The organism is Streptomyces sp. NPDC026206, from assembly GCF_040638465.1.
In the GTDB taxonomy this organism is placed as follows: domain Bacteria; phylum Actinomycetota; class Actinomycetes; order Streptomycetales; family Streptomycetaceae; genus Streptomyces.
Window position 1 is genome coordinate 92,191 of sequence record NZ_JBEZYL010000015.1, and the last position, 24,628, is coordinate 116,818.

Below are 24,628 nucleotides of genomic sequence, written 5' to 3' on the forward strand. Positions count from 1 at the left end.
GAGTACGGCGTGAGCGAAGATCGGCCGGCGTCGGCAGGGCTGGTGGGCGACGGACCCGCCACAGTGGTCTCGTACGAGCGGCCGGGGATGGCCGAGGACTACCGGACGTGGGACGACGCGGCCTGCTGGGTGCTGGGATACCCCTTCGTGCCGGTGGAGCTGGGGCTCGGCCCGGCCACAGGCGGTCGGCTGCTCGATCTGGGGTGCGGCCCGGGGGATTTCACCCGATGGCTGGTCGAGCGGTACCCGGTAAGGACGGTGGCGGTCGACGCGTCACCCTCGATGCTGGAGCTGGCTCGTCGGTACAACGCCCATCCGTCGGTGGAGTACCGGCTCGGTGTGGAGGACCGGATGCCGTTCCTGCCGGACGCCTGCGTGGACGCGGCCGTGTGCTGCTTCGTGTTCCCCGGCGTCAGCGATCGGCAGCGGCTGGACGGTCTGGTGGCCGAGGTCGCCCGTGTGGTGCGCCCCGAGGGGCACTTCACGGTCCTGGTCCCGCATCCTCATCACGCCGACGGCGTGCCGTTCGAAGGGTTCCTGCGCGGTGAGCGCGGGGCCTGCTACGCCGACGGGGATCCGCTGCCGGTGCGGGTGCGACGCCGGGACGGGACGTGCGCACAGATCACCAACACGTACTGGTCCATGAACGCCTACCGCAGTGCCCTCTCCCGTGCCGGGTTCACGGGCATCCGCGAGCGGTCCCCGGTGCTGGCGGACGCCGACGGCGTCGCCGATCCGGCTCTGCTCACCGCACGACCGTGGCGCCGGGAACGCACGACCCCGCCCTTCCTGCTGCTCACCGCACAGCGCGGCTGACGCCCGCCTCCGCGCCCGGCGCCCGGGCCGCAGGAGACCCGGGCCCGGCACGGGTCCCCGTGGAAGCGAGCGAAGGCCCCGTGGTGCCCGGCGATGCCGGACACCGCGGGCCCGCGTATTCCGTCAGACCGCCGTAGATGGGCCGGTGTTGGCACTCGCGTGAATGCGAAGCGAGCCGGTCACCGATACGTGGCGGAAGGCGGACCGTCGGCATGCGCGCCCTGCCGGCGTCCGCGCCGAGGCGCACCGACGAGCGCGGTCGGTACCGGCCCGTTCACCCCGCCTCTCCCACTGCGCCGGGGCGGCTACCGGCCCAGCAGGGCCGTAGCGCCGCGCGGAGGAGTAACGCGGTCACCGAGGGCTACGCGCAACGGTATGACTGACAATCAACTCACCGGCGACATGGGGCGGCTGGCCGGGGTCCGGCCCGTCCCCGAGGTCGTGCAGGCTCATCAGCGGCTCGAGTGCGAAGCCGCCGGCCCCAGTCGGCAGACTCAATACGCCCGCGGGGCCCTGACCGGGTACCTGTGGTCGCTGGGCCAGGGGCAGGTCGCACCGGTCACCGGCGGCGACTCCGCCGGGGCGCCGGACCTGGCAACCGTGACCGCCGAAGTGGACGCCACGCTTGCGCAACTGGAGGATTCCACCCAGCGGACGGTGCCCCGTGACTACATCCGCGGAGTGCACGACGCGCTCGCCTGGGTATGCGGCCATACCGACATCCGCCCCTGACCGATCCAGGAAGGGGGCGCGGGTCGGCTCGACCGGCACCAGCCACGTAGACACTGTCTACGAGATTTGGTAGACAGTGTCTATGAGTGAGCGCGACACGGGCCTGCGGGCCCGTCTGGTGGAAGTCGGCGTCGACCTGGTGACGCGCGAGGGAACGCAGGCGCTGTCCCTGCGCGAGATCGCCCGCCGGGCCGGGGTCTCCCATGGAGCTCCGCGCCGCTATTTCCCGACCCACCTGGCCCTGCTGTCCGCCATCGCTCGTCAGGGCTTCACCGATCTGGCCGCCGAAGTCACGGAGGCGGTCGGTGACGGGCAGGCGAGCCCCCGCGATCAGCTGATGACCCTGGGGCGCGTCCATCTCGACTTCGCGCTGACCAACCGCAGCATGTACGAGCTGATGTTCCGTCATGACCTGCTGGAGAGCGGTCGGCTCGGGCTGCGGGAGACCAGCCTGCCGCTCTTCGGCGTTCTCGTCGACCTCGTCGCCCGGGAGCAGCCACGCTCCGGGGCTGCACCGGCGGTCGCCGCGGGCGCGCTGTGGGCCAATCTCCACGGCATCGCCCAGTTGTGGGGCTGGGGCAGCCTCCAACTCGCTACAGGGACCGAGGACATCGAACCGCTGCTGCGCGCCACGCTGGACGCCCACCTCGGACCGGAAACCCGATGAGACCGAGCGTCCACCGGCACCTCACACTGGCCTGCAGCGTCATCGGGGCGATGATCGTCGCCCTGGACGGAACGGTGCTGACTGTCGTACAGCCCGCCCTGCAACAGGACCTGGACGCCTCGTTCGTCCAGGTCCAGTGGACCAGCACCGGCTATCTCATCGCCGTCGCGAGTCTGCTCGTCTTCGCGGGGCGCCTCGGCGACCGGTACGGCCACCAGCGGATGTTCGCCGTGGGCATTATGGGGTTCGGCGCCACTTCGGCGGGGATCGGTCTGGCGCCGGACGTCGGCTGGGTGATCGGCCTGCGCATCGCCCAGGGGATCTTCGGCGCGCTGCTGCAGCCGGCCACGCTGGGAATCCTGCGCGCCGCGTTCCCGCGCGACCGGCTCGGCATGCCCATCGCCGTGCGCACCAGCGCCATCGGGCTGGCGGCCGCCGCCGGTCCGGTCGTCGGCGGTGCACTGGCCACCCATCTGGGATGGCGGGCCGTCTTCTTCCTCAACGTCGTACCCGCGTCCGTGATCGGTGTGCTGGCCCTGGCCGTTCGCGTGCCCACTCCCCCGAAACCCTCCGGTGCGCGGCTGGACCTGCCCGGTGCCTGCCTTCTCGCCACCGCCCTGGTGTGCCTCGTGCACACACTCGTCGGCATACCGGAGAGCGGATGGACGGCGGCGACGACGCAGGGCTTCGTCGCGGCCGCGGTCGCCGGCGGCGCGTTCGCCTGGCATGAACGGCGTACGGCGAGCCCGCTGGTGCCGCCGGACGTGCTGGGGTCGGTGACCGTCGCCTCGGCGCTCGGCATCCTGGTGTCCGCGTCGGCGTCGATGTTCGGCGCCTTGTTCGTCTGCACCTACTTCTTGCAGGACGTTCTCGCCCTGGACCCCCTTCAGAGCTCACTGCGCGTGCTGCCCCTGGCCGCGATGATGGTGCTGGGCGCGCCCGTCTCGGCCGTCCTGTTGCGCCGGTACGGGCCCCGCCGGACCACCGTCACGGCGATGGCTCTCCTCGCCGTCGGCATCCTTCTGCTGTCCCGTCTCGACCGGGCGGCTCCGTCGGCGGCGATCAGTGGTTGCTTCCTCCTGCTGGGCGCCGGGTTCGGCACAGTGATGGTCACCGCCACAGCCGTCATCGTGCGTCATGCGTCCGTGGACAACGCGGGCGTGGCCGGCGGGCTCCAGCAGACCGCCATGAACGTCGGCCCGGCACTGGGGGTCGCCGCAGCGACGACGTTGATGGCCCTCTCCGCACCCGGCTCCCCCGCCGGTCGGCCTGATGGCGACGGCTCCCGCTGGACCGAGGGAGCCTTCGTCTCCGCGATGGCCTCCACGCTGCCGGTCCTGGCGGCCGTCGCCGTGACCGGTGCGCTGCTGGCGATCAGGCTGCCCCGGCGCGCCGGGGCGACGTCCGGCTGAGGACGCTGCCGGCCTCTGGAGCCGGCCCGCCGGCACGGGCTTCGGCGGACTTCCTCCCCGGCGCCGGTGCGCCTGGCAGGATGGCGCTCTCGGGGAGCGGGGCGCGGGCATGCGGTGTCCCGCTCCAGCCGATCCTGTGGAGTGAGGGGGACTCCTGTGACCACACGTCGACAGCAGGCCGCGGTGCTGGCGCTCGCTCGCCCCGCCGTCGCGGCGGTCGCTCCCGAGGAGCTGCCGTTGCTGGAGGCCACCGCCGCCGCCTGGCCGCGCCGTGCGCGCGGCGACGAGGACGAGCTGCTGGGATTCGGGCTCGACGCCTCCGTCGCGGTGGTGTCGATCGCCGCGGTCAGCGCGGCCCGGGCCGTGGTGCAGCTGCTCGGGACAGCCGTCGTCGACGCCGCTCGCGACGAGACCTCGGCCAGGATAAGAGTCTGGATGAGCCGGAAGGTCCGCCGGTCATGTGCCGACCGGCCGGGGAGAACCTCCACTGATGCGCCGGCACCGGGTGCCGGGCCCGACGACGAGACCGCCGAGCCGGCAGGCCCGTTGACCGCCGAGCAGCTGCGAAGGGTACGGGCGGTCTCCCACGACAGGGCGCGCGCCGCCGGTGTGAGCGCCGGACAGGCAGAGCTGATCGCTGATGCGATCGTCGGTGGATTGTCCTGGTGACGTCACCGCCACGCCCCGCCGGATCCGTTACCGGTCATGTCCTCGGCCCTGTGGCTGCGGTTCGTCGTCACCCCGACCGCAGTGGCAGGCAGTGTGAGCGGCCTGGTGGGTACCTGGTACCGGACGCTGCCCTCACCCGCCGGTACCCGAAGTCCGCCATCCGTTCGTCGAGCGTCCCCTCCGAGCGCTCGGCGGCGTGCCGCCTCTCGGCCCGCTCACGCACGTGCGACTAGGGCGTCCCGCCCGGAAGGGCTCAGCACTTGCGGAGGCCGGCTCCGGCGGCAACCGCCTCCAGGCGAGCGGCGATGTCGTGGGGGTCTCCATACTTGGAACCCGGCGCGTACAGGGGCTCGCCGAAGCGCGCTCCGCGGAAGGAGGCGGCCACGTCGGCGGCATCCTGGAGGCTGCACGTCCCGCGGCCGAGGAGTTCGCGGGTGATGACCACCGCGCAGACGGCGGGCAGGGACCGCTCGACGAGCCATGACCCGACCGAACCCATGCCGGACGTCGTCAGGACCGTCTCGCGAAGTTGGGCCGTCAGGTGCTCGAAAGCAGCGGCGAGCCGGGCGTAGGTGCCCGCCTCCGCAGGGGCGAAGGTGGGGGCGAGAGCGAAGGTCAAGCGGGTGGCGTAGGCCGTTTCCTGCCTTGCGGGAAGGCCCGGGTGGTCCTTGGCGAATTCGAACCAGTCGGCTTGGGTCGCCGCCCTGACGAAGTGGTCGAGCGGGATGCTGCCGGAGTCCCGGGGGTACTCTTCCGACGCCACGAGGAGGGGGTGCAGCAGGTCGTACGAGAGGTGGGTGCTCTCGGCGAGGAGCACCGCGTCGTACAGGTCCTTGGCCTCGGGGTACATGTCCGTGACCAGCCAGAGGAGCTTCCAGGCCAGGGAGAGCTCCGGGGTCGCCGCACGGAGGACGAGCGGCCGGTGGCCCGGCCGGCGGCGGGGTATCTCCGTCGGCGCCGCCGGTACGGGCAGAGGTTCGTTGAAGACGAAGTCGAGTTGCACCGTGCCCGGAGGCAGGCCCTCCGCCCCGGGCGCCCAGGGCAGGACAAGCCGTCGCCCCGGCACCCGGTCGTACGTCCAGATGGCGTCGCTGACCGCGCCGGCCGCGTCGATGCGTACGGCGCCGCCCTCGCACGACGCCACCTCGGCCGCTCGTGCGATGCCGTCGAGCATGGCGTCGGTACGGTCGTCGGCGAGCCCCCAGGAGTCGGGGACCACGACGAAGTCCAGGTCACCCGGCTCGCGTGCGGCGTCCCCGAACCATGCCTTGAGCAGCATGCTTCCGCGCAGCACCAGGTGTCCGGCCCACTCCGAGCCGGCGATCGCTTCGAGAACGTGCTCCAGAGCCTGCCGACGCGCCTCGAACCACGCCTCGCCGGTACGGGCGTCAGCGAACCGGGGTTCGCTCAGTCTCATGCCCATGGCGTGATGCCCGGCCGAAGGATCGAACACGGGGTGCTGCACGACCCCGTCGCCGGCTACCGGCCGCAATGTCGCCGGCAGGTCCTTCCTGGTCAGCGCCGACGCGTCCGGAGGAACCTGCGGCACGACGACGGTCTCGGCCCACGGCCCGTACGGGATCCGCTCCCATGGTGTCGCCGTCATCCGCCCGCCTCCTCTTTTCCCCTTGCGAGAGATGATCTTACCCGTGGGAATCCCGCCTTCGCGTACACGCTCCCCTGCCGAACATGCCACCCAAGTACCGTGAATCTTCCCCGACTTGAGAAGGTCACGCCCGACCGTCCCCGCCGTCTCGCCGGCCGTACCGGCCGCTCCGGGGGCAGGAGTGCCTGCCGTAGCGGCACCCGATGCGGTATCCGCGCAAGCGCGTGGCCGATCGACAAGCCAGGAATAAACTACGACGAACCGCCTATAAGTAGAGGAATACCACCTGGCATATCCACAGACCCCGCCTCCCGACCCCTGGCAGGTAACCATGAGCGCCGACCGCAAAAGAACGCCGAGGACACCGAAGCAGCCGAAAGCGCCGAGGGTGCCGAAAACAGGCGTGGCGGGACGCACGGCGCCGTTGCGTGGCGGCACCTCGGCCACCGACCGGATGCTGCGGACCCTGCTGCGCCGCCGCAAGGCCATGCTGACCATCGAGGACGTGACGGTCACGGACCGCCCCGAAGTGCACCGTGCGGTGTCCGCCGCCGCGCTGGGGAACATGATGGAGTGGTTCGACTTCGGCGTGTACGCCTATATGGCGGCCACCCTGGGCAAGGTCTTCTTCCCCTCCTCCTCGCCCGGCACGCAGGTGGTCTCCGCCTTCGCCACCTTCGCCGCCGCCTTCCTCGTCCGGCCCCTCGGCGGTCTCGTCTTCGGCCCCTTGGGCGACCGCATCGGGCGCCAGCGGGTGCTCGCCGCAACCATGGTCATGATGGCCGTCAGCACCTTCGCCGTCGGCTTCCTGCCCAGCTACGCGACGGCCGGCTTCGGCGCGCCCGTACTGCTCCTCGTCTGCCGCCTGGTGCAGGGCTTCTCCACCGGCGGCGAGTACGCCGGGGCCACCACCTACATCGCCGAGTACGCGCCCGACAAACGCCGTGGCTTCCTCGGCAGTTGGCTCGACTTCGGCACCTTCATCGGGTACGCGCTCGGGTCGGGCCTGGTGACGGTGCTCACCCCGGCGCTCGGCACCGACGGCATGACGGACTGGGGATGGCGCCTGCCGTTCCTCCTGGCCGGACCGCTGGGCCTGATCGGGCTGTACATGCGGATGCGCCTGGAGGAGACGCCGGCGTTCCGGGCGGAGACGGGGGCCGCTGCCGCGAGCGCCGCCGGGCCGGAGGGCGCCGAGGAGGCGCGACAGTCCGGCCACGGGCGGCTGAAGGAGATCTTCACCAAGCACTGGCACGCGGTGCTGATCTGCATGGGCCTCGTGGTGGTCTACAACGTCACCAGCTATCTGGTGACGTCCTACCTGCCGACGTACATGACCGAAACCCTCGGCCAGGACGCCACCACGGCACAGTTGCTGATCCTCGGCACCATGATCCTCGTGGCTCTGACCATCACCACTGTGGGCCGCTCCTCCGACCTCTGGGGGAGGCGCCCGGTCTTCATGGCGGGCAGCATCGCCCTGGTGGCTCTCGCCGCCCCCGCGATGCTCCTGATCCGGGCGGGCGGCGCCCTGCTCCCGGCCATCGGCTGCTTCGTCCTCGGGCTGCTGCTGGTGTGCTTCGCCGGCACCGCCGCCGCGACCCTGCCCGCCCTCTTCCCGACCCGCCTGCGCTACGGCGCGCTGTCCGTCTCGTACAACATCTCCGTCTCGCTCTTCGGCGGCACGACCCCACTGGCCGTCTCGGCGCTGCTGGAATCGACGCACAATGAGATGGTCCCCGCGTACTACCTGATGGCCGCAGGTGCGATCGGATTCGTCTCCGCCTTCTTCCTCCATGAGACGGCGGGCAGGCCCCTGCGCGGCTCGGGCCCGATGGTGGAGACCTCGGAGCAGGCCCGGCAACTGGTCGCCGACAGTCGCACCGAGGCGGGCCGGCGCGCGCGGGACATCTGGATGCACCTCAGGCACCCGGGGCACCGGCACCACGACAAGTCGTGACACCGCGTGCCCACGCGGCGGGCGGGGCCGACCGCCGGGGCACGCGGCCGGGCGTGGCGCGCAGGGCCCGGGTCAGGGCTTGAGGCGCTGCTTGACGTCCGCGACCTGCGGACCGGTGTCCTCGGCGGGGATCTTCCAGTGGTCCGGGGATTTCGTGCCGTCCGTGTAGACGACCCTGCCGCCCTTCGCCTGCGCCGGGGTGAGGTCGAAGACCTTCGCGCGCATCCGGGTGGCTCCCGGAGCGATGGCGCCGGAGCCGTCGTACGTGGCCAGGACGACCTTGCCGGCGTTGCCGTTGCCCGCGGGGATGCGCTGACCGCCCGGAGCGAGCCATTGCCAGCCGCCGCCGGCGGCGGGCCGCTCCTCGTCGGCGGGGTTCGCGCTCAGGGACTTCTCCCGCATCGTCACGACGGCGAAGGTGCCGAACTTCGAGGTGACCCCGGTGCCTTCCTTGACGTAGACGACGGTCGTCGGCGTGATCTCCAGGATGCCGACGGTACCGGCGCCCACGGTCCGGGAGGCCTCGCCGAGGCCGAGGGCGGCGGGCTCCCGCGGGGAATCCGTGCCGCCGCCTGCCGTGCCGCTTCCGGAACTCCGTGCGGCCGAAGGCTGCGACTGTGTCGCGGACGGCTCGTTGTCGGCGTTGCCGTCCTTCGAGCCGCCGTCGCAGGCCGCCAGGGCGAGGCAGGCGACGGTGACAGCGGTGGCGAACGAGGCCTTGCGCATGATTCCCCCCCGAGGTTCGGTACGCACCGTGACCGTACCGCCACGCCGACGGCCTCGGTGGGACAGTCGCAGAGTCGGCACGAATGGAGCGATGCTATGACGGCCTCAGTCCACCGACGCCATGCGGCGGTGCTGCGGGCGTCCGTCCACAGCACACGCGGCCCGGCCGCGGCCGCCCGCAGCCACGCCGTCCGTGGTGCCGCCCGACCGCCCCATGACCGCACTCGCTCCCCGGACGCCCCTGCCGGAAACGGTTCCCGGCGACGCTCACCGCGTTCACCGCGTTGCCGCACGTGCCGTCGAGGCGGTCGGCGACGCGCGCGTACCGAGGTGTCGACGTCGCCGGTGCCGGCGGCTGTGCGAAGGGAGCCGGCGATCCAGCCTCGGTCGTTGATGCCGGTTGCCTCTCCTCCGAAGCCCAGATCCGCCAGTTCGTGCGCGCCGGCGGGTCCGTCCCAGCGTGTCGGCGTGGCCGCCACGCCGTCCGGGCGCTGCTGTCCGCCCACGACCACCTCCCGGTTACTGACGTCGTTCGCCCAGGCCCGTGAGGTGTGACCCGGGGTCGGCGCGTAGGTGTCCGTGGTGCCGTCGGGGTGCCATGCGACGGCGGAGGTCATGGTGCGTCCGACGATCAGGCCCTTGTCGTTGATGGCGACAGCGGCTGCGCCGTCGTTGTGCGACGTCAGCTTCCGGAACCCCGTGCCGGGGCGCCACAGGTAGTACGCGGCGACGGTGGTCGGGCGCGCGTGGGGGCCGGCCTGTACCAGGTGGTAGGCCAGGAACACCACCGTGCCGTCGCCGCCCGTCCGTGCCGAGCCCTCGACGATCGTGCTCTCGCCGAGCGGAAGACCGGCCGGCGTCACGGCCCCGTCGGCGTCCCACACCACCAGAACGCCGCCCTCGCCCGGCCGGACACCCACGCCCCGGCCGTCATCGGCGATGTCGGAGGGCACGGCGTCCGGCGCTCCCTCCAGTGCCCGGCGTTTCCCCGTCAACGTCGCTTGTCATGATGGGGGCACGACACCCCGCAACTCGTCCCACTGAGGGGAACCAGAAGTGACCACGGAGCGAATCGGCCCGTCGCTGACCGCAGGCGAGCGGGAGATGCTGCGCGGCTTTCTCGATTATCACCGCGCGACACTGGCCATGAAATGCGACGGCCTCTCCGACGAGGAGCTGCGTCGTCAGTCGATGCCGCCCTCGACGCTGTCACTGCTCGGCTTGGTGCGGCACATGGCCGAGGTCGAGCGGGCGTGGTTCCGCCGGGTGATCAACGGCGAGGACATACCGCTCGTCTGGTCGGACGAGGGCGACTACCAAGTGGCGTACGACGCGGCGTCAGCCGACCGGTCGCAGGCCTTCGAAGCCTGGCAGACGGAGATCGGGCACTCGCGCCGGATCGAGGAGAAGGCGGAGTCGCTCGACGTGACCGGCTGCCATCCCAAGTCGGGTGAGGAGGCATCTCTCCGACTGGTGATGCTGCACCTGATTCACGAGTACGCCCGGCACAACGGACATGCCGACTTCCTGCGCGAAGGAATCGACGGGACCGTCGGGGCCTGAGAGACCACGGAGCAGCCGGGCCACATAGCGTGACCGCGGTACGGGGCCCGGCTGGGGCCCGGCTGGGGCCCGGCCGTGGGCCTCGACCGTGGGCCCCGACCGTTGGGCCCCGGCGGCTTCCGGCATAACCCGGTGGCTTCCGGCATAAAGAAGCGCTGTTCCCCTGAGTCCCGTGGACGCCTACTATAAAGAGTGCAAATCCGGCATTTCGAGGGGGTTCGGTCCAATGTCAACAGGGACTCTTCTCGCGATCATCATCCCGATCGCGGTGGTGGTTATCGTTATCGCCGTGGGGGCCTCCCTCGTCGTGCGCCGTCGGCGGCTGCGCGATCGTTTCGGCCCGGAATACGAGCGCACCGTCGAGGAAAGCGGCAACCGGCTGGCAGCCGAACGTGATTTGAGCGCACGCGAGAAACGCCACGACTCGCTGGACATCAAGCCACTGGAGAGCAGCGCCAGGGACCGGTACTCCCGGGAATGGACCACCGTACAAGGCGAATTCGTGGACCGCCCCGAGGACGCCGTCCAGGATGCGGACCTGCTGGTGACCTCTCTGATGCATGAACGTGGGTACCCGACCGAGAACTTCGAGCAACGGCTCAAGGACCTCTCGGTCGAGCACGGCCGCACGCTCGAGCACTACCGCACCGCTCATGAGGTCAACAGCCTCAGCATGAAACACGAGGCGACCACCGAGCAGCTCAGAGGCGCCATGGTGCACTACCGCGCCCTCTTCGACGAGCTGCTCTCCGACGGAGGCCAGGCGCGTCACGCCCGGGCGTGACCGCACACCGTGTCCGACCGACCGGTGCCGCTTTCCCAGTGCGGACACCAAGGCGGACGGAGGAGACATGCAACGCGAAGACATACCAGAACCCGACGAGAGCGGCCTGTCCACCGAGGACCTCGCCCAGGCCAGCAGCCAGGGCGTGGACGAAGAGGCAGAAGGCCGGTCCGAGGACGTGCCCACTTTCCCCGGCGAGAGCACGGAACCGGCGGCCGATGCCACCACATCCCCGCCCGAGGAGACAGCCGGCGCCACCGGGGACGAGACGCCGCAGCTCCTGACGGCGGAGGACGAGGACGACTACCGCTCACGCTGGCAGGACGTTCAGAACCGGTTCGTCGACGATCCCCGCGAAGCCGTGCACACGGCCGACGCCCTTGTCGCAGAGGTCATGCAGACACTGGCCACGACATTCGCCGAGCACAAGCAGGACCTCGAGGGTCAGTGGAACCGGGGCGAGGAGGTGAACACCGAAGATCTCCGCCAGGCTCTGCAGCACTACCGGTCCTTCTTCAACCGCCTGCTCACCACGTGATCGAGGCGGAAGACAAAAGGTGGGCCCCGCCAGAGGCGGGGCCCACCGTCATGTCCCGGGCTCCCCGGGGTTCCGGACCGTCTGCGGGGCCGAACCCCGAAGGTGCGTACTCACCACGCCATCCGGCGTCAGCCGGACGGTGTGCTTGCGCCCCGGCGGGCTGTCAGGTGCGGTAGGCGTAGTAGACAGCCTCGGGGTTGGAGGCCACGATGCTCGCCACCGACTTCCGGAAGGTGTTGGTGGAGTGGTACGTGAGGTACGGGATGCCGGCCCTGCTCCGATACGTGGTGATCATGGAGTGGTCCTTGGAGCCGTCACCGTCGAAGTCCATCTGGAGAATGTCCCCGACGTCCATCTGGTACACGTTGGCCAGGTTGGTCGCCCGCTTGGAGGACATGGTGAACCACGACCACTCGTTGGCGCCGACCCAGGAGTCGGACTGGTTCTCCGAGTTGTACCACCACTTGTGGTAGTCGGAGGAGGAACCCGCTTCGTCCTTCCAGCCGCCCGCCTTCAAGGCCTGGCTGATGAAGTTGGTGCAGTCCCCGCCGGCGCTGTTGAACTTCCGGTACGCCGGGTTGTAGCTCCTCCAGTACTTCTCCGCGTAGGACGCCATCGCGGCGTAGTTGTAACCGCCGGCCTTCTGGGTCTTCGGCACCGGCCGCGCGGGCCATGACGTGGCGGCGGGCTTGGCGCTGGGGTAGCCGCCGGTGTCCGTCGCCGCCGTGGCGACGACGGGCTGGTTGACCGCCCGCAGGCCGGGGTCCGTGGGCCGGATGCCGGCGAGCTCCCACTTGCCGTCCGAGGTGCGGTTGAAGCTCAACTCGTGATGAGCCTGGAAGCCGGTGGTCGTGGGCTCGTCGCCGCGGACCTTCTTGTACGTCAGCGTCGTGGACTCGGTGGCCTCGACCGTCGCACGGCCGCCCTTGACGGTGACCTTGCCCATCGTGACCTTGGTGTCCGCGGCGCTGTACGCCTCGCCCAGGGAGGCGAGGCGGCTCTTGCGGGACCGCAGCGAGGACAGGCCGGTGTCCTCGTCGCGCACCAGGCCCGCCGACACCCGCACCTTCTTGTCCTGCGGGGCTATTCGCCGGGCCGACTTGGCGTCCACCAGTGCCGCCGTGCGCTCAGCCAGGACGGCATCGGCGACACGACCGAACGATTCGGCCGTCGCCTCGTCCACCGTGTGGCTCTTCGACGTACCCGTGCCCAAGGCGTCGGGCAGGAAAACAGCCGACACAGTAACCGCCAGCACCGCCCCAACAGCGACTCTGACCGTCTTTCGTTTCACGAAGTATTCCCCTTATCACCTGGCCCGAACAGCCAGGACACGGAATCTTCGCACAAACATTCACAACGTTGGATATGCGGTCGGCTCACAAAACGAACACGAAATCACCACCCCCGGCACCACCGCCCGTCACCCGGTGAACACCGCCCCGGCGCCGAGGGCGGCGCTTGACCCTCCCCCTACGTCAGGCTCCACTCTGGACCGGAACGGAAGGCGGTTGCATGAGTTACTCGGTCGGGCAGGTGTCGGGATTCGCCGGAGTCTCGGTGCGCACCCTGCACCACTACGACAAGGCGGGCCTGCTGTCGCCCACGGACCGCACCCCGGCGGGCTACCGGCTCTACAGTGACGCGGATCTGGCGCGGCTTCAGCAGATCCTCTTCTACCGGGAGCTCGGCTTCTCGCTCGAGGAGATCGGCGCCATCATGGCGGACCCCGAGGCCAACGCGCTCGGCCACCTGCGGGAGCGTCACCGGCTGCTCAAGGAGCAGATAGCCAAGCTGAACAAGCTGGTCGAGGTCGCCGAGCACGCCCTGGAGGTGCGGCAGACGGGCGTCGAACTGACCCCGCTGGAGCGCTTCGAGGTGTTCGGCGAGGTCACCTTCGACCTCAGCTACGCCACGGACGCCCACCTCAAATGGGGCCACAGCGAAGGACACCGGCAGTCGATGGCCCGGGCCGCCGCCCACACCAAGGAGGACTGGCGGCAGATCATGGCGGAGGCCGCCGGGTGGCGGCAGCGTCTCATCGCCGCCTATGACGCGGACGCGGCCCCCGGCAGCGACGAGGCCATGGCGCTCGCCGAGGAGCATCGCGACCACATCAGCCGCTGGTTCACCCCGTGCCCTCCGCAGATGCACTGCCGTATCGCCGACGACTACGTCGAGGACGCCCGCGCCTTCGCCCTTGTCGTACCGCCCCACGAGCAGCGCACCGGCCTGGCCCCCTTTCTCCGGGCGGCCATTCACGCCAACGCCGAAAGAGACCGAGTCCAATGAGAATCCTCATCATGGCGGCCGGTTCCCGCGGTGACGTCGCCCCCTACACGGGTGTGGGCGTCCGTCTGCGGGAGGCCGGCCACCAGGTCGCCGTCGCCGCCCCCGAGTCCTTCGCCGGTCTGGTGACGGAGTGCGGCCTGGGCTTTCTCGGCCTGCCCGCCGACCAGCGCGGCCAGGCACCCTCCGAGGACGACTCCGCCGCGAAGCCGGGCGGCACCGCCGCCCTCCTCCGCAAGGCGTCGGCCTTCATCCGCGACCTCGGCCAGGGCCTGGCCGACGCCGCCGACGCTCACGCCGCGGATCTGTTGCTGCTGTCCACCACCACGGCACCGCTCGGCTGGCAGGTGGCGGAGGCGCGGAACCTGCCGAGCCTCGGCCTGTATCTGCAGCCCGTCGCCCCCACCGGGGACTTCCCTCCGGTGGTCGGCGGGAGCCGCTCACTGGGCCGGTGGGGCAACCGGGCCGCCGGCCGCCTCTCCCTGCGGGTCGTCGACCGCATCCACGCGGGCGCCGTCAAGAACCTGCGCAGCCGGCTGGGCCTGCCGCCCGCCACCCCCCGCGCGGTGCGCCGACGGCTGGAGAAAGCCGACTGGCCAGTGCTGCACGGCTTCAGCACCACCCTTGTCCCCCGCCCGGCGGACTGGCGCGAGGGACTGGACGTCGTCGGCAACTGGTGGCCCCACACCCCGGCGGATCACCGGCTCCCGGCAGCGGTCGAGGACTTCCTGCAGGCCGGGCCGCCACCGGTCTTCCTCGGCTTCGGCAGCATGGGCGCGGGCGGGGGCGAGCGTCTGAGCGAACTGGCCGTGCAGGCACTGCGCCGGGCCGGAATGCGCGGCGTGCTCCAGGCGGGCTGGGCCGGACTGTCGACGACCGATGACGATGTCCTGTCCATCGGCGAGGCGCCGCACGCTCTGCTCTTCCCCCGCATGGCCGCTGTGGTCCACCACGCCGGCGCGGGCACCTCGGCGGCTGCTCTGCGGGCGGGGGTACCCTCCGTCCCGGTGCCGGTCATGGCCGACCAGCCGTTCTGGGCCCGGCGCGTCGCCGCCCTCGGCGCGGGCACCCACCCCCTCCCCTTCGGTGAACTGTCCGCCGACCGCCTGGCCGAAGCGATACGGCACGCGGCGCAGGAACCGTCGTACCGCGATCAGGCCGTACGCGCCGCCGCCGCCTTCGAGGCGCAGGACGGCGCGGGCGAGGTCGTCAAGAAGGTCGAGACCCTGGCCGGCTAGCGGCTCCGTCCCGGGCAGTCACCGCGCTCCGCGGTCGCCGCCCACGTCTCCAAGCGGCAGGGACCACCCGCTCCTGGCGCTGCCGGCAGACCCGTCGCACCCGGAGCCGTCCGGCATACGGGGGGGCGGAATGTGCATCCGGGCCTGCGCGTGCGGGCAGGCATGTGTCTGCCCCGTGGCTGCACCCGGCAGCGGAAGGCACGGATGCTGGCCGTCGTCATGTCATGGCGGCCGAGCGAAAGGACCCGGGAATGGGAATGGACCGGCATGCTCAGGCGATGACGTGGACCGGCGCCGACTCGGTGCGGCACTACGAGAACGCGCTGGACTGCCTGCTGTTCTTCCGCGAAGAGGTCACGGTGGAAGTCGGGGCAGCGGTTTCCGCCGCCCCCCGCTCCGTCATGGGCAACGTCTTCATGGCGTATCTCGGCCTGCTGGGAACGGAGGAGAAGGAGGCGGCCGGGGCCCGGAAACTGTTCGAGGAGTTCCGCCGGGGCGTACACCTTTCCGACGTGACGCCCCGGGAGCGCATGCATATCGACGCCGCCTCCTCCTGGTTGGACGGTGACATCCATCGGGCCGGCCGCGTTCTCGGTGAGATCAGCGTGGCGTGTCCCCGGGATGCTCTCGCCCTGGCCGTGGGTCATCAGGTCGATTTCTTCACCGGTAACGCCGTGCTGCTGCGGGACCGTATCGGCGGCGCGTTGTCCGCCTGGGACGAGGACGACCCGCACTACGGACCTCTGCTCGGCATGTACGCGTTCGGCCTGGAGGAAGCAGGTGATTACAGGCGGTCCGAGGAGGTGGGCCTCGCGGCCGTACAACGCAACGCGCGCGATGTGTGGGGCATCCATGCCGTCGTGCACGCCTTCGAGATGCAGGGCCGGTTCGCGGAAGGAATCCGCTACCTCGACGAGCGTACGGGCGACTGGGCAGACGGCAATTACCTCAACGTGCACAACTGGTGGCACTACGCCCTCTACGCCCTGGAGGCGGGACGGACCGACCGGGTACTGGAGGTCTATGACGCTGCTCTGCACAACGAGGGGTCGGCCGGCGTGGCGATGGAACTACTGGATGCGGCGTCCTTGTTGTGGCGGCTGCACTTGGGCGGCGTCGATACGGGCAACCGCTGGGCGGCGCTGGCCGACGCATGGGCGGGACGACGCGACGGTGCCTATTACGTCTTCAATGACGTTCATGCCGTCATGGCCTACGTCGGAGGGGACCGTATCGCCGACGCGGAACGTCTCATCCGTGACCGGGAGGCCTGGATCCGGCGCGCGGGTCCGGGGGTCTCCAACGTCCCGATGACCGCTGAGGCCGGCCTGCCGGTGTGCCGGGCGCTCGTCGCCTACGCTCGGCGGCGGTACGACGAGGCGGTTGCTCTGCTGCTGCCTCTTCGGCACCGCTTCCACGCCTTCGGCGGCAGCCACGCCCAACGGGACGCCGTGCAGAGGACACTGGTGGAAGCGGCCCTTCATGCGGGGCACCACGAAGTGGCGCGCACGCTGCTGAGCGAACGCATCAACCTGCGTCCCGTATGCCCCTACAACTGGGGAGCTCACGCGCGGCTCGCCGACCGGCTCGGCGATGCGGCCGGGGCGGCCGCGGGCCGGCGGCGGGCCGCCGAACAGCAGGCTGCGGCGGCCCATGGCATCACGGGCCGATCGGCTCGGCGCGTCGATGGGTTTCCGGCGCCGACCGTCCGGGATCCGCCTACGGCTGGCCTTTGACCGGCAGGGCCCGCACCCAGGTGCGGTCGCTCGTCAGGTAGGTGTCCACGGCAAGTCCCGCCTCGGACAGGGCGAGCTCGAAGGCCTCCCTGGTCAGGGGACGTGAGAGGAATGTCTGGGTCCAGCGCGTGTCCGGGAAGACGTATTCGATGTGGACGGATCGCACACCGGGGCCGGCCGGATCGGAGGACACGACCCGCACGAGACCGTCGGCGGTCTTTCTCTCCCGCGGCAGGTTCTCCTGCCAGTCCTCGCCCTCGCGCTGGATCAGGACGCAACCGTCGTCCGCGACATGTCTCCGGCAGGCCCGCAGCAGCCCTTGACGCACCCGCGGGTCACCGGCGTGGACGAGGAACGATCCCAGCAGCACCACGTCGAAGCGTTCGTCGAGCTCCAGTTCCTCGATCTGGCCGCAGACGGTCCGGGCACCGTGCACCCGTTCCAGCATCTGGGCGGATTCATCGACGGCTGTCACGGTGAAGCCCCGCTTCACCAGCGGATGCGTCACGCGCCCGGCCCCGGATCCCAGTTCGAGGATTCGGGCCCGGGCGGGGACCGCCTGTTCGATGATGTCGGGTTCTTCGCCCACAGGAAGCCGTTGGTACAGCTCCACCGCACATCCGTCCGGTGTGATGGCTCCCGGCCCGGTCCCTTGGTGTCCCTCGCGCATCCGCCCGCTCATGCACCCATCGGAACACGGTGCGGGCGGTGAGGGAAGACCGCGGCGTCCAGGCCGACGGACGAGCCCGCCCTCAACCGGCCTTCACGAGGCCGGCTAGAGACCGACCGACGGGGTGTCGTAACCGGGCTTCATGCTCTTTTCCGCTATCGGCGCCTGGAGTACGTCACCCTTGCCGTAGAGAGCCACGGTGGCCTTCGCGAGGTTGTCCGTGCCGAAGGCGTCCAGGCCCGGGCCCTGCCACTCGACGAAGCCGGTGTGCTTGGCTCCGTCGCACTGCAGGCTCTGCTGGGCGCGAGTGCTCTTGAAAACAGTGGGCTTGCCGCTCTTCGGTGCGGAGGTGAGCGTGACCTCCAGGCGGTCCGTGGCCGACGTGCACAGGTAGTCGAAGGAGACGTCGACAGACGCCACGATTCCCTTGCCGAGGAATATCTTCCTGACGCTCACGGACGGCGCCTTGGCTGCCTCCGCGGCATTTCTGGAAGCCTCCTCAGCCGCCTTGCGGGCCGCCTCGGCATCCTTGGCGGCGGTGGCCCGGGCGACAGCCTCGGCCGCGGACTTCGATGCGGCCTCGGCAGCCTTGCGCGCCGCTTCCGCGGCCTTCGCGGCGTCGTCACCGTCGCTCTTCACCACCGGCTTGGCGGACACCGTGGTGGCCGCGGTGGCCGCGGGTACGGCGATGCCGAGAGCGACAGCGGCCAGGGCCGATACTCCGGTGGCACGAAGGGTGATGCGCTTCACTTACCTGCTCCTCTATTGCATATACGGAATGGAGAGAGGCGATACAGAGGCACCGTCACGTCCGGATACGACCGGTACAACCGGTTTCCCACGGTCGCCTCCCTCCTTTGGTCCCCACCGCGCCACGTAGGTCACGGCCGGGAAGTCTCACTCGGCTGGGGCGTCCGCCCACGCATCGCCCTTGCAGATGGCCGAGTTCCCGGCTCCGGTCATGCCGACCGTTGTCTCGCCCGAGGCGTCGACGGCGAAGGTGCCGCTGTGCAGACGGTCGGGGACCCACTCGTCCTCGGTGCGCCCGTATCCGGCGGCGCGTACGGCCTCACCGGCCACGGGGGCACTGGAGGCGATTGCGACGGGGGCGATGTCTCCCACCGGCTCGGCGAGTTTGGCCATCACCAGGGTGTTCCTTATAAGTCGTCGGTAGGTGGAAACTGCGAACGGCACAGCCAGCGCTAAGGGATCTGTGGCGGTGCGGTGACTGTTTGGCTTGCGCCACGGGCGAAGACGAGAAGGTCAGCAGGCGTTGTCGCCCACGCAGGAGGAAGGCAATGGCATAGGGCGGCGCGGCATCGCTCTCCCGCGAGCTGTCGTGTACTGCCCCGGCCCGGGCCTCTCATCGTTCAGCCCCGAAGCGCGGGGACACCGTCGCCGGTGAAGGCTTGGCAGGGAGTGGTCTGCGGATTGCGCAGCTGCGTCAGTCGCCCACTCGCCGGTGGTCAGCGATGACCTGCGGGGTGTGCCTCAGGGACCAGGTGCCGGTGGCCCGGGTGCCCTGAGGGTGAGGTTGCCGGCCCTCGCCCCGGCCTCGCAGCAGTGCGCGGCCACCGTATGTCCTTGTTCGCCTCAACCTTGACAATCCAAACGTTTAAGCACCAGTCAGGACGATGTGTCCCTCAACCGTGAGGAGTTTAACCCCACTTGCCCTGCAGCCGAGCAGGGCATTTTCAGCCACAATCGCCAGGTCCGTCACATCGGATCAGCGGGGCTCGCCCGTGCCGGTGATCGGCCCTTGACCTCAAGTGCGGTTGAGCAAGGAGGGTTGAGCCATGACCAAGAAGACGGATCGCGACGACATCAGCACACTCATCAGCCGTCTCCTCCGGGCCCTGGACGGCAGGAAGTTCGCGACGGCTGGCGCATCCGCCACATGTCCGTCAGGGTGATCTGGACCATGGGTCAGCCGCCCGTCCTGCCCGAAGAGATACAGCGGACGCTGCAGCTGTGACCCCCGTTCCCTCGGTCCGTTGTCCGCTCTGCGCACCTGTCTCCAGGTGCGCAGAGCAAAGGGACCGGCCTACGGGCGGTTCCTCCCGCGCATGGACTTATGGATGATCTTCCATTCGCGGGTCTTCTCCGCCCTCAGCCGGGCGTCGGTGCGTGAGGCGATCCAGTGCGCCTCGCGCTGGAGCTTGCGCCAGGAGGCCAGCCGCCGTCCGGGCAGCTCGCCTTCCTCGACGGCCGCCACTACCGCACAGCCCGGCTCCGCTTCGTGGGCGCAGTCGTGGAACCGGCACCGGGCCGCCAGCTCCTCGATCTCCGAGAACGCCTGGGCCAGGCCCTCCTCGGCATCGTAGAGGCCGACGCTGCGCAGCCCCGGCGTGTCGATGATCAGGCCGCCGCCCGGCAGGAGCAGCAGCTCTCGGTGGACCGTGGTGTGCCGGCCACGTCCGTCACCGGCCCGGATCTCCTGGGTGGCCATCAGGTCGGCTCCGGCGAGCGCGTTGACCAGCGTCGACTTGCCCGCACCGGACTTTCCGAGCAGGACGGCCGTCCGGCCGGGCCGCAGTCGTACCTCGTCCAGGCCTTCGCCGGTCATCGACGAGACAGCCCGCACCGTCGCGCCGGGCGCGGCGGCCTCCACCGCGGCGAGGTCCACCGAAGCGAGGTCGGACTTGGTGATCAGGACGACCGGCTGGGCACCGCTCTCCCAGGCCAGGGCCAGGAACCGCTCGATCCGTCCGAGATCGACCCCCGGCACGGCGGGTTCCGCGATGTAGACGACGTCCACGTTGGCGGCCAGTACCTGGCCGTGCGAGACGCCCGGGGTGACGCCGGCCCGTACGATCGCGGTCCTGCGCGGCAGGACCTCCTGGACCCCGCCCTCGATCGCCACCCAGTCGCCCACACAGGGCAACGCGACCGGATCGGCTGCTGCGGCCCGCTTGAGCGCGCCGCTGTACTCCGCGCGCAGTTCACCGTCGGCTGTGAGCACGTCGCACGTGCCGCGGTCGACGCGAGTGACTCGCGCGGGGAGGTGTTGTGGCTTCAGGGAGGCGGCGAAACCGTCGTCCCAGCCGAGAAAAGACAGGTCGTAAGAAACAGAAGCCAACGGAGTGGCGCCCTTCGGGAAGGCGGGCGGCCCCGGAGCTGTAGCTCAGGTGGACACCCGGAAAGACAGGGGCTGTGGTCGGCCTGCCACAGGGACGTTCTTCATTTGGCCCTCCTCAGTTGTCTCTCCGCGTGATCCCGCGGCTCTCTCAAGGAGACTATCCGTGACGTGTCGTGGCGGCGAGCGATTTTCCGGTGGCGGCGGATCCGGCGAAATCACGCCACTGCCACCGCGGGCGCCGATTACCACTACCGGCCCTGTATTCGACAGGATGGGTGCCATGACCGAGATCCGCACCCCCCGCCTCATCCTCCGCCGCTGGCACGACGACGACCTCGCCCCCATGGCGGAGATCAATGCGGACCCGCAGGTCATGCACTGGATCGGTGACGGTTCGGTCCTCGACCTGGACCAGACGGCGGAGGCCATCGAGCGGTGGGAGGAGGAGTGGGACGAGGAGGGCTTCGGCCTCTTCGCCGTCGAACTGCTGGCCTCGGGCGAACTGGCCGGTTGTGTGGGGTTGTCCGTGCCCGAGTTCCTGCCGGAGGTGCTGCCCGACGTGGAGATCAGCTGGCGGCTCGGCCAGTCGTTCTGGGGCCAGGGATACGCCTCCGAAGCCGCCCAGGCCGCCTTGGACTTCGCCCTGACGGACCGCGGCCTCGACCGCGTCATCAGCATCAACCGGATGGGCAACGAAGCCTCCGAGAATGTGACGCGCAAGCTCGGTATGGTCCCCGAGCGCGAGACGGTCCACCCGGTGTACGGCTTCCCGCTGAGCGTTCACGTCATCGATCTGACCGAGTTCCAGGCCTGAATGGCGGCCGGGCCTTGTCATCCGTAAACCTTGGGCCTACAGCGACAGGCACCTCGTGCGGGCGGCTCGCGCGAGCGCGTCGGGGAAGCGGGCGCCCGGCGTGAGCCGGGTGCTCACTCCTCCTCGATGGCGCGTCCGTCCAGCGGCCGTGTCGCCGGGCCCTGGAGCACACTGCCGTCGGTGTCGAAGCGGGAACCGTGGCAGGGGCATTCCCAGGTGCGCTCGACGGCGTTGAAGGCCACCAGGCAGCCCAGGTGCGTGCAGCGCGCGGAGACGGCTCGCAGCGTGCCGTCGTCGTGCCGGTAGACCGCGCACCTCTCGCCTCCCGTCCGTACGAGGGCGCCCGTTCCCGGCGTGATCTCCTCGACGGAGTCCACGTGGGTGGGCCGCAGCCGGTCGCCGACGAAGTGACGGCCGACGACCGCCTGGTGCTTGAGGAACCCGGGTGCCTCGCGGACGGTGCTCCACAGCCGCCGGGGATCGTAGAGGTGCGCCCACGAGGGGGCGCCGTCGGAGATGAGGTCGGCGATGAGGCGGCCGGCCATGACGCCGCCGCTCATGCCCCAGCCGCCGAAGCCCGTGGCCACATAGGTGTGGCGGGCGCCCGGATGGAACGGGCCGACCAGCGGCACGGTGTCCGTGGAGTCGTTGTCCTGGGCCGCCCAGTGGTGGACGATCTCCGCGCCGGCGAAGTGCGCGCGGGTCCAGTCGGCGAGCGCCTCGTACCGCTGGGCGATGTCTCCGGTGCCCGGTGTGAAGCTCTCGCCGGTGACGATCAGCAACCGTTGCCCGTCGCCGTAGGGTGCGGTGCGCACCGATCGTTTGTTGTCCTCCTCCGTGATGTACATTCCGCCCGGATCGTCTCCGGCGGGGATCACGGCCGCCACGACCAGCTCGCGGCGTGGGGAGAGCCGGGTGAACAGCAGGGCGCGGTCGAAGACGGGGTAGTGGGTGGCCACCACCACGTCCCGGGCGGTGACCACGGTGTCGTTCTCCGTGGTCACGCGGCACGGTGTGCCCTCGGTCAGACCGGTGACCCGGGTGTGTTCGTAGAGATGGCCACCCCGCTCCCGCAGGTCCTCGGCGAGTGCGAGGAGATATTTGCGGGGGTGGAACTGGGCCTGGTTCTCGACCCGGACGGCGCCGGCGACGGGAAAGGGCAGTTCTGTCTCCTCGACGTAGGAGGCCGCCAGCCCTGCTTCCCGGGCGGCTTCGGCTTCCGCTTGTACCGCCTTCTGCCCGGCGGGATCGGTCACATAGGTGAAGGCGGGCCGGCGCTCCAGGTCGCAGTCCACGCCGAGCGCGGAGGCGACCTCGGCGACCCGTTCGACCGCCTCCTGCTGGGAGCGCGCGTACAGCCGCGCTCCCTGCGCTCCCCGGGTGCGGCGCAGCCTGTCGTAGACGAGGGTGTGCAGGGCCGACACCTTGGCGGTGGTGTACCCGGTGACCCCCGCGGCGATGCGGTCGGCCTCAAGCACCGCCACGGAACGACCGGCCTCGATGAGTTCCCACGCGGTGCTCAGCCCCGCGATACCGCCGCCGATCACCGCGACGTCCACCTCGGTGTCGGCGGTGAGGGTGGGGAGGGGCGTGGCGGGTGCGGTGGCCATCCAGTAGGACTCGGCCTGTCCGGGAAGTGCGGCGGCGGGGCCATGAGGGCGCGACATATCAGCCGGGTTCCCGTGATCGGGCGACTGAACCCCCGGAGTACCGGCATGTGGCCCGGATGGCCGCACCCGCGGTGGCGCGAGGCGACGCGTGGACGGCCTCCGGCCCGGCCCGGCCTACGCCGTTCGCGTCAGTGCGCCGTGCGGACGGATCAGCCTTCGACACCCGTGGCGGTGTGCGGCGCGCCGACGGGCTTTGATTCGGGTGAGCCGCGCTGGCGGAGATAGATGGAGAGAACAGCCATGGAGGCGACCGCCAGCAGTTCGGATTGCCAGTTCTGCAGGGTGCGGCTCCAGAACTCCGCGCGGGCCAGATATTCACCCCAGCTGACGGGCACCTGCAGCCGGCGCAGCTGTTGTTCGTTGTAGGCGGCTGTTCCGGTGACGGACTGGGCGAACCAGGACAGCAGGAAGATCACGCCCATGACCAGTCCGAGCGAGCGGGCGTACACGGCTTGGCGCCAGCCCCGTGCCGACGCCCAGCGGGGGGAGTCGGCCCGGGCGTGCTCGCCGGTCATCTGGTCGTGGTCGGATTCGGGACCGGCCTTGCCGGTCTCCTTCGATTCGGGTGAGCCGCGCTGGACGAGCCAGACGGTGACGAAGATGTAGAGGAAGAACTGCAGGTATTCCGACTGCCAGTTCTCGGTGACGTCGACGGCGAAGTCGGAGGACGTCAGATAGTCGGGGAAGCTGACCGGTGCCAGGCCGTCGGTGATGAGCAGGCTGTTGAATTCGGCACGGCCGGCCACGGCCTGGCCGGCGATCGCCAGCACGAAGGCGGCGCCGAAGCCGAGGCTGAGCCCGTTGTCGTGGAGGAAGCGCCCGATACGGCCCCTGTTCTTCTGTGTCGCTTTTTCGTGCTGCCCCGCGGCTCGGTTCATCGGTGCATCAGTCCCAGTGCGGTGAAGTACGCCAGGCCCGCGACGATCACCAGCAGGCACGAGCCGAACATCGCCTTCATGAAGGTGTCACCTGCCTTTGACGACGCACTGGTAGGGCTGGTCGGAGCGCGGCTCGCACCCGGCGGCGGTCACCTTCCATCCGGTGGGGAAGCGGGCCAGGAAGAGGGTGTCGTGCTCGAGGACCGCTCGGGCCTGGTCGCCGTAGACGTCCACGTGCCGGACAGCGCCGGCCACGGGCAGTTCCTGCCGGTCGAGTGCCTGCTCGCACGGGCGCTGTGCCGACTCCTCCAGCTCTTCGCGGGTGCCGGCGGCGAGGGCGTCGCACAATGGCGTCTGCTGTGCGGCCTGCAGGGCCTGCTCGAAGCGGACGGCCGCCGCTCGGACGTCGTCACGCCGTTCGGGCAGTGTGCCGCAGCCGGCCGTGGTGGCCAGGAGTGCCGCTGCGAGGACAGCGCCTGTCCGGCGCCGGGCGCTGGATCGCGCATCGTGGCGCCCTTGCGGCCCGTGGGCGGTCTTCGTGTCCTTGTCGACGGCCGCCCACACCCGGGGCCACCGTCCGTTCACGGCAACATCACTCGCGTAACACTAAAAGGCGTCGCCGCGCATTCAGGACATTTGCACGGCGACACCAGAAATGGTGATTCAGGGGCGGGCGAGGAATGCTGGGGAGTGAGGGTTCCGGGTGTGTGACGGCGCCCGGGCCCTCACCCCCTTGCGCGGTCCGGCGGGCCCCTCAGCACCGGTCTTCGTAGTGAGCCAGCGC

General features: G+C 70.3%; 23 protein-coding genes. 13 read left to right on the forward strand and 10 right to left on the reverse strand.

From position 1 onward, the window contains the following. Positions 1–9 precede the first annotated feature (9 nt). The 5 genes from AB0F13_RS20990 (at position 10) to AB0F13_RS21010 (ending at position 4,296) form a co-directional block, all read left to right on the forward strand. Positions 10–816 (forward strand): class I SAM-dependent methyltransferase, encoded by an 807-nt coding sequence (locus AB0F13_RS20990; protein ID WP_362084242.1) that lies wholly within the window; start codon positions 10–12, stop codon positions 814–816. A gap of 375 nt (positions 817–1,191) precedes the next feature. Then, positions 1,192–1,548 carry a hypothetical protein gene (locus AB0F13_RS20995; RefSeq protein WP_362084245.1) on the forward strand — a complete coding sequence of 119 codons (357 nt, stop codon included), beginning with the start codon at positions 1,192–1,194 and terminating at the stop codon, positions 1,546–1,548. Between the two features lie 82 nt (positions 1,549–1,630). Continuing rightward, positions 1,631–2,215 (forward strand): TetR/AcrR family transcriptional regulator, encoded by a 585-nt coding sequence (locus tag AB0F13_RS21000; RefSeq protein ID WP_362084248.1) that lies wholly within the window; start codon positions 1,631–1,633, stop codon positions 2,213–2,215. Then, positions 2,212–3,627: an MFS transporter gene (locus tag AB0F13_RS21005; protein ID WP_362084251.1), complete on the forward strand. Its 1,416-nt coding sequence runs from the start codon at positions 2,212–2,214 to the stop codon at positions 3,625–3,627. Before AB0F13_RS21000 ends, AB0F13_RS21005 begins: the two co-directional genes overlap by 4 nt. Positions 3,628–3,783: 156 nt before the next feature. Then, entirely contained in the window at positions 3,784–4,296 is a 513-nt protein-coding gene (locus AB0F13_RS21010) for a hypothetical protein (protein ID WP_362084254.1), read from the forward strand. 253 nt (positions 4,297–4,549) lie between these two features. Here the strand turns inward: AB0F13_RS21010 and AB0F13_RS21015 are convergent, their stop codons facing one another. After that, the gene (locus AB0F13_RS21015; RefSeq protein WP_362084257.1) at positions 4,550–5,902 is read right to left on the reverse strand and encodes a nucleotidyl transferase AbiEii/AbiGii toxin family protein; all 1,353 of its coding nucleotides are present in this window, start codon (positions 5,900–5,902) and stop codon (positions 4,550–4,552) included. A 454-nt stretch (positions 5,903–6,356) separates the two neighbouring features. Between AB0F13_RS21015 and proP the strand changes: the two genes are divergently transcribed. Further along, positions 6,357–7,862 (forward strand): glycine betaine/L-proline transporter ProP, encoded by a 1,506-nt coding sequence (gene proP / locus AB0F13_RS21020; protein WP_362084437.1) that lies wholly within the window; start codon positions 6,357–6,359, stop codon positions 7,860–7,862. A gap of 72 nt (positions 7,863–7,934) precedes the next feature. On the opposite strand, the gene AB0F13_RS21025 is transcribed toward proP, so the two are convergent. Further along, positions 7,935–8,588, reverse strand: a complete 654-nt coding sequence (locus AB0F13_RS21025; RefSeq protein ID WP_362084260.1) for a hypothetical protein — start codon at positions 8,586–8,588, stop codon at positions 7,935–7,937. A gap of 1,056 nt (positions 8,589–9,644) precedes the next feature. Here AB0F13_RS21025 and AB0F13_RS21030 point away from each other — a divergent pair. The 3 genes from AB0F13_RS21030 to AB0F13_RS21040 all read left to right on the forward strand — a co-directional run bounded on the left by AB0F13_RS21030 (position 9,645) and on the right by AB0F13_RS21040 (position 11,473). Next, the gene (locus AB0F13_RS21030; RefSeq protein WP_362084263.1) at positions 9,645–10,151 is read left to right on the forward strand and encodes a DinB family protein; all 507 of its coding nucleotides are present in this window, start codon (positions 9,645–9,647) and stop codon (positions 10,149–10,151) included. Positions 10,152–10,377: 226 nt separating this feature from the next. Then, positions 10,378–10,935 carry a hypothetical protein gene (locus tag AB0F13_RS21035; RefSeq protein ID WP_362084440.1) on the forward strand — a complete coding sequence of 186 codons (558 nt, stop codon included), beginning with the start codon at positions 10,378–10,380 and terminating at the stop codon, positions 10,933–10,935. A 67-nt stretch (positions 10,936–11,002) separates the two neighbouring features. After that, the gene (locus tag AB0F13_RS21040; protein WP_362084266.1) at positions 11,003–11,473 is read left to right on the forward strand and encodes a hypothetical protein; all 471 of its coding nucleotides are present in this window, start codon (positions 11,003–11,005) and stop codon (positions 11,471–11,473) included. Positions 11,474–11,636: 163 nt separating this feature from the next. On the opposite strand, the gene AB0F13_RS21045 is transcribed toward AB0F13_RS21040, so the two are convergent. After that, positions 11,637–12,656 carry an amidase domain-containing protein gene (locus tag AB0F13_RS21045; RefSeq protein ID WP_362084269.1) on the reverse strand — a complete coding sequence of 340 codons (1,020 nt, stop codon included), beginning with the start codon at positions 12,654–12,656 and terminating at the stop codon, positions 11,637–11,639. Between the two features lie 329 nt (positions 12,657–12,985). Here AB0F13_RS21045 and AB0F13_RS21050 point away from each other — a divergent pair, with 329 nt between their 5' ends. The 3 genes from AB0F13_RS21050 to AB0F13_RS21060 all read left to right on the forward strand — a co-directional run bounded on the left by AB0F13_RS21050 (position 12,986) and on the right by AB0F13_RS21060 (position 16,733). Beyond that, the gene (locus AB0F13_RS21050) at positions 12,986–13,762 is read left to right on the forward strand and encodes a MerR family transcriptional regulator (protein ID WP_362084272.1); all 777 of its coding nucleotides are present in this window, start codon (positions 12,986–12,988) and stop codon (positions 13,760–13,762) included. Further along, positions 13,759–14,997, forward strand: a complete 1,239-nt coding sequence (locus AB0F13_RS21055) for a glycosyltransferase (protein WP_362084275.1) — start codon at positions 13,759–13,761, stop codon at positions 14,995–14,997. The genes AB0F13_RS21050 and AB0F13_RS21055 overlap by 4 nt, the downstream gene beginning before the upstream one ends. 278 nt (positions 14,998–15,275) lie before the next feature. Beyond that, positions 15,276–16,733, forward strand: coding sequence for a tetratricopeptide repeat protein (locus AB0F13_RS21060; RefSeq protein WP_362084278.1), 1,458 nt, complete (start codon positions 15,276–15,278; stop codon positions 16,731–16,733). Here AB0F13_RS21060 and AB0F13_RS21065 read toward each other — a convergent pair. The 4 genes from AB0F13_RS21065 to rsgA all read right to left on the reverse strand — a co-directional run bounded on the left by AB0F13_RS21065 (position 16,717) and on the right by rsgA (position 20,482). Beyond that, a complete protein-coding gene (locus AB0F13_RS21065) occupies positions 16,717–17,415 on the reverse strand; it encodes a class I SAM-dependent methyltransferase (protein WP_362084281.1) in 699 nt (232 codons plus the stop codon). The two genes, AB0F13_RS21060 and AB0F13_RS21065, sit on opposite strands and share 17 nt — an antisense overlap. 93 nt (positions 17,416–17,508) lie before the next feature. Further along, positions 17,509–18,153, reverse strand: coding sequence for a hypothetical protein (locus AB0F13_RS21070; RefSeq protein WP_362084284.1), 645 nt, complete (start codon positions 18,151–18,153; stop codon positions 17,509–17,511). A gap of 147 nt (positions 18,154–18,300) precedes the next feature. Beyond that, positions 18,301–18,546 carry a hypothetical protein gene (locus tag AB0F13_RS21075; protein WP_362084287.1) on the reverse strand — a complete coding sequence of 82 codons (246 nt, stop codon included), beginning with the start codon at positions 18,544–18,546 and terminating at the stop codon, positions 18,301–18,303. A gap of 901 nt (positions 18,547–19,447) precedes the next feature. Beyond that, on the reverse strand, positions 19,448–20,482 hold the full coding sequence (gene rsgA, locus AB0F13_RS21080; protein WP_362084290.1) for a ribosome small subunit-dependent GTPase A: 1,035 nt from the start codon (positions 20,480–20,482) through the stop codon (positions 19,448–19,450). Between the two features lie 280 nt (positions 20,483–20,762). Between rsgA and AB0F13_RS21085 the strand changes: the two genes are divergently transcribed. Continuing rightward, on the forward strand, positions 20,763–21,296 hold the full coding sequence (locus AB0F13_RS21085) for a GNAT family N-acetyltransferase (protein WP_362084293.1): 534 nt from the start codon (positions 20,763–20,765) through the stop codon (positions 21,294–21,296). A gap of 113 nt (positions 21,297–21,409) precedes the next feature. On the opposite strand, the gene AB0F13_RS21090 is transcribed toward AB0F13_RS21085, so the two are convergent. The 3 genes from AB0F13_RS21090 to AB0F13_RS21100 form a co-directional block, all read right to left on the reverse strand. Then, positions 21,410–22,963 carry an FAD-dependent oxidoreductase gene (locus AB0F13_RS21090; RefSeq protein ID WP_362084296.1) on the reverse strand — a complete coding sequence of 518 codons (1,554 nt, stop codon included), beginning with the start codon at positions 22,961–22,963 and terminating at the stop codon, positions 21,410–21,412. 152 nt (positions 22,964–23,115) lie between these two features. Then, on the reverse strand, positions 23,116–23,844 hold the full coding sequence (locus AB0F13_RS21095) for a DUF6766 family protein (RefSeq protein ID WP_362084299.1): 729 nt from the start codon (positions 23,842–23,844) through the stop codon (positions 23,116–23,118). Positions 23,845–23,931: 87 nt separating this feature from the next. Further along, positions 23,932–24,429 (reverse strand): hypothetical protein, encoded by a 498-nt coding sequence (locus AB0F13_RS21100; protein WP_362084302.1) that lies wholly within the window; start codon positions 24,427–24,429, stop codon positions 23,932–23,934. Positions 24,430–24,628 lie beyond the last annotated feature (199 nt).

Bases quoted from the DNA above. Each gene is read 5' to 3' on its own strand.
- AB0F13_RS21040 (WP_362084266.1), top strand. From the start codon at position 11,003: ATGCAACGCGAAGACATACCAGAACCCGACGAGAGCGGCCTGTCCACC.
- AB0F13_RS21095 (WP_362084299.1), bottom strand. From the start codon at position 23,844: ATGAACCGAGCCGCGGGGCAGCACGAAAAAGCGACACAGAAGAACAGG.
- AB0F13_RS21060 (WP_362084278.1), top strand. From the start codon at position 15,276: ATGACGTGGACCGGCGCCGACTCGGTGCGGCACTACGAGAACGCGCTG.
- AB0F13_RS21085 (WP_362084293.1), top strand. From the start codon at position 20,763: ATGACCGAGATCCGCACCCCCCGCCTCATCCTCCGCCGCTGGCACGAC.
- AB0F13_RS21025 (WP_362084260.1), bottom strand. From the start codon at position 8,588: ATGCGCAAGGCCTCGTTCGCCACCGCTGTCACCGTCGCCTGCCTCGCC.
- AB0F13_RS21090 (WP_362084296.1), bottom strand. From the start codon at position 22,963: ATGTCGCGCCCTCATGGCCCCGCCGCCGCACTTCCCGGACAGGCCGAG.
- AB0F13_RS21065 (WP_362084281.1), bottom strand. From the start codon at position 17,415: ATGAGCGGGCGGATGCGCGAGGGACACCAAGGGACCGGGCCGGGAGCC.
- proP (WP_362084437.1), top strand. From the start codon at position 6,357: ATGCTGCGGACCCTGCTGCGCCGCCGCAAGGCCATGCTGACCATCGAG.
- AB0F13_RS21005 (WP_362084251.1), top strand. From the start codon at position 2,212: ATGAGACCGAGCGTCCACCGGCACCTCACACTGGCCTGCAGCGTCATC.
- AB0F13_RS21050 (WP_362084272.1), top strand. From the start codon at position 12,986: ATGAGTTACTCGGTCGGGCAGGTGTCGGGATTCGCCGGAGTCTCGGTG.
- AB0F13_RS20995 (WP_362084245.1), top strand. From the start codon at position 1,192: ATGACTGACAATCAACTCACCGGCGACATGGGGCGGCTGGCCGGGGTC.
- AB0F13_RS21075 (WP_362084287.1), bottom strand. From the start codon at position 18,546: ATGGCCAAACTCGCCGAGCCGGTGGGAGACATCGCCCCCGTCGCAATC.
- AB0F13_RS21000 (WP_362084248.1), top strand. From the start codon at position 1,631: ATGAGTGAGCGCGACACGGGCCTGCGGGCCCGTCTGGTGGAAGTCGGC.
- AB0F13_RS21015 (WP_362084257.1), bottom strand. From the start codon at position 5,902: ATGACGGCGACACCATGGGAGCGGATCCCGTACGGGCCGTGGGCCGAG.
- AB0F13_RS21035 (WP_362084440.1), top strand. From the start codon at position 10,378: ATGTCAACAGGGACTCTTCTCGCGATCATCATCCCGATCGCGGTGGTG.
- AB0F13_RS21055 (WP_362084275.1), top strand. From the start codon at position 13,759: ATGAGAATCCTCATCATGGCGGCCGGTTCCCGCGGTGACGTCGCCCCC.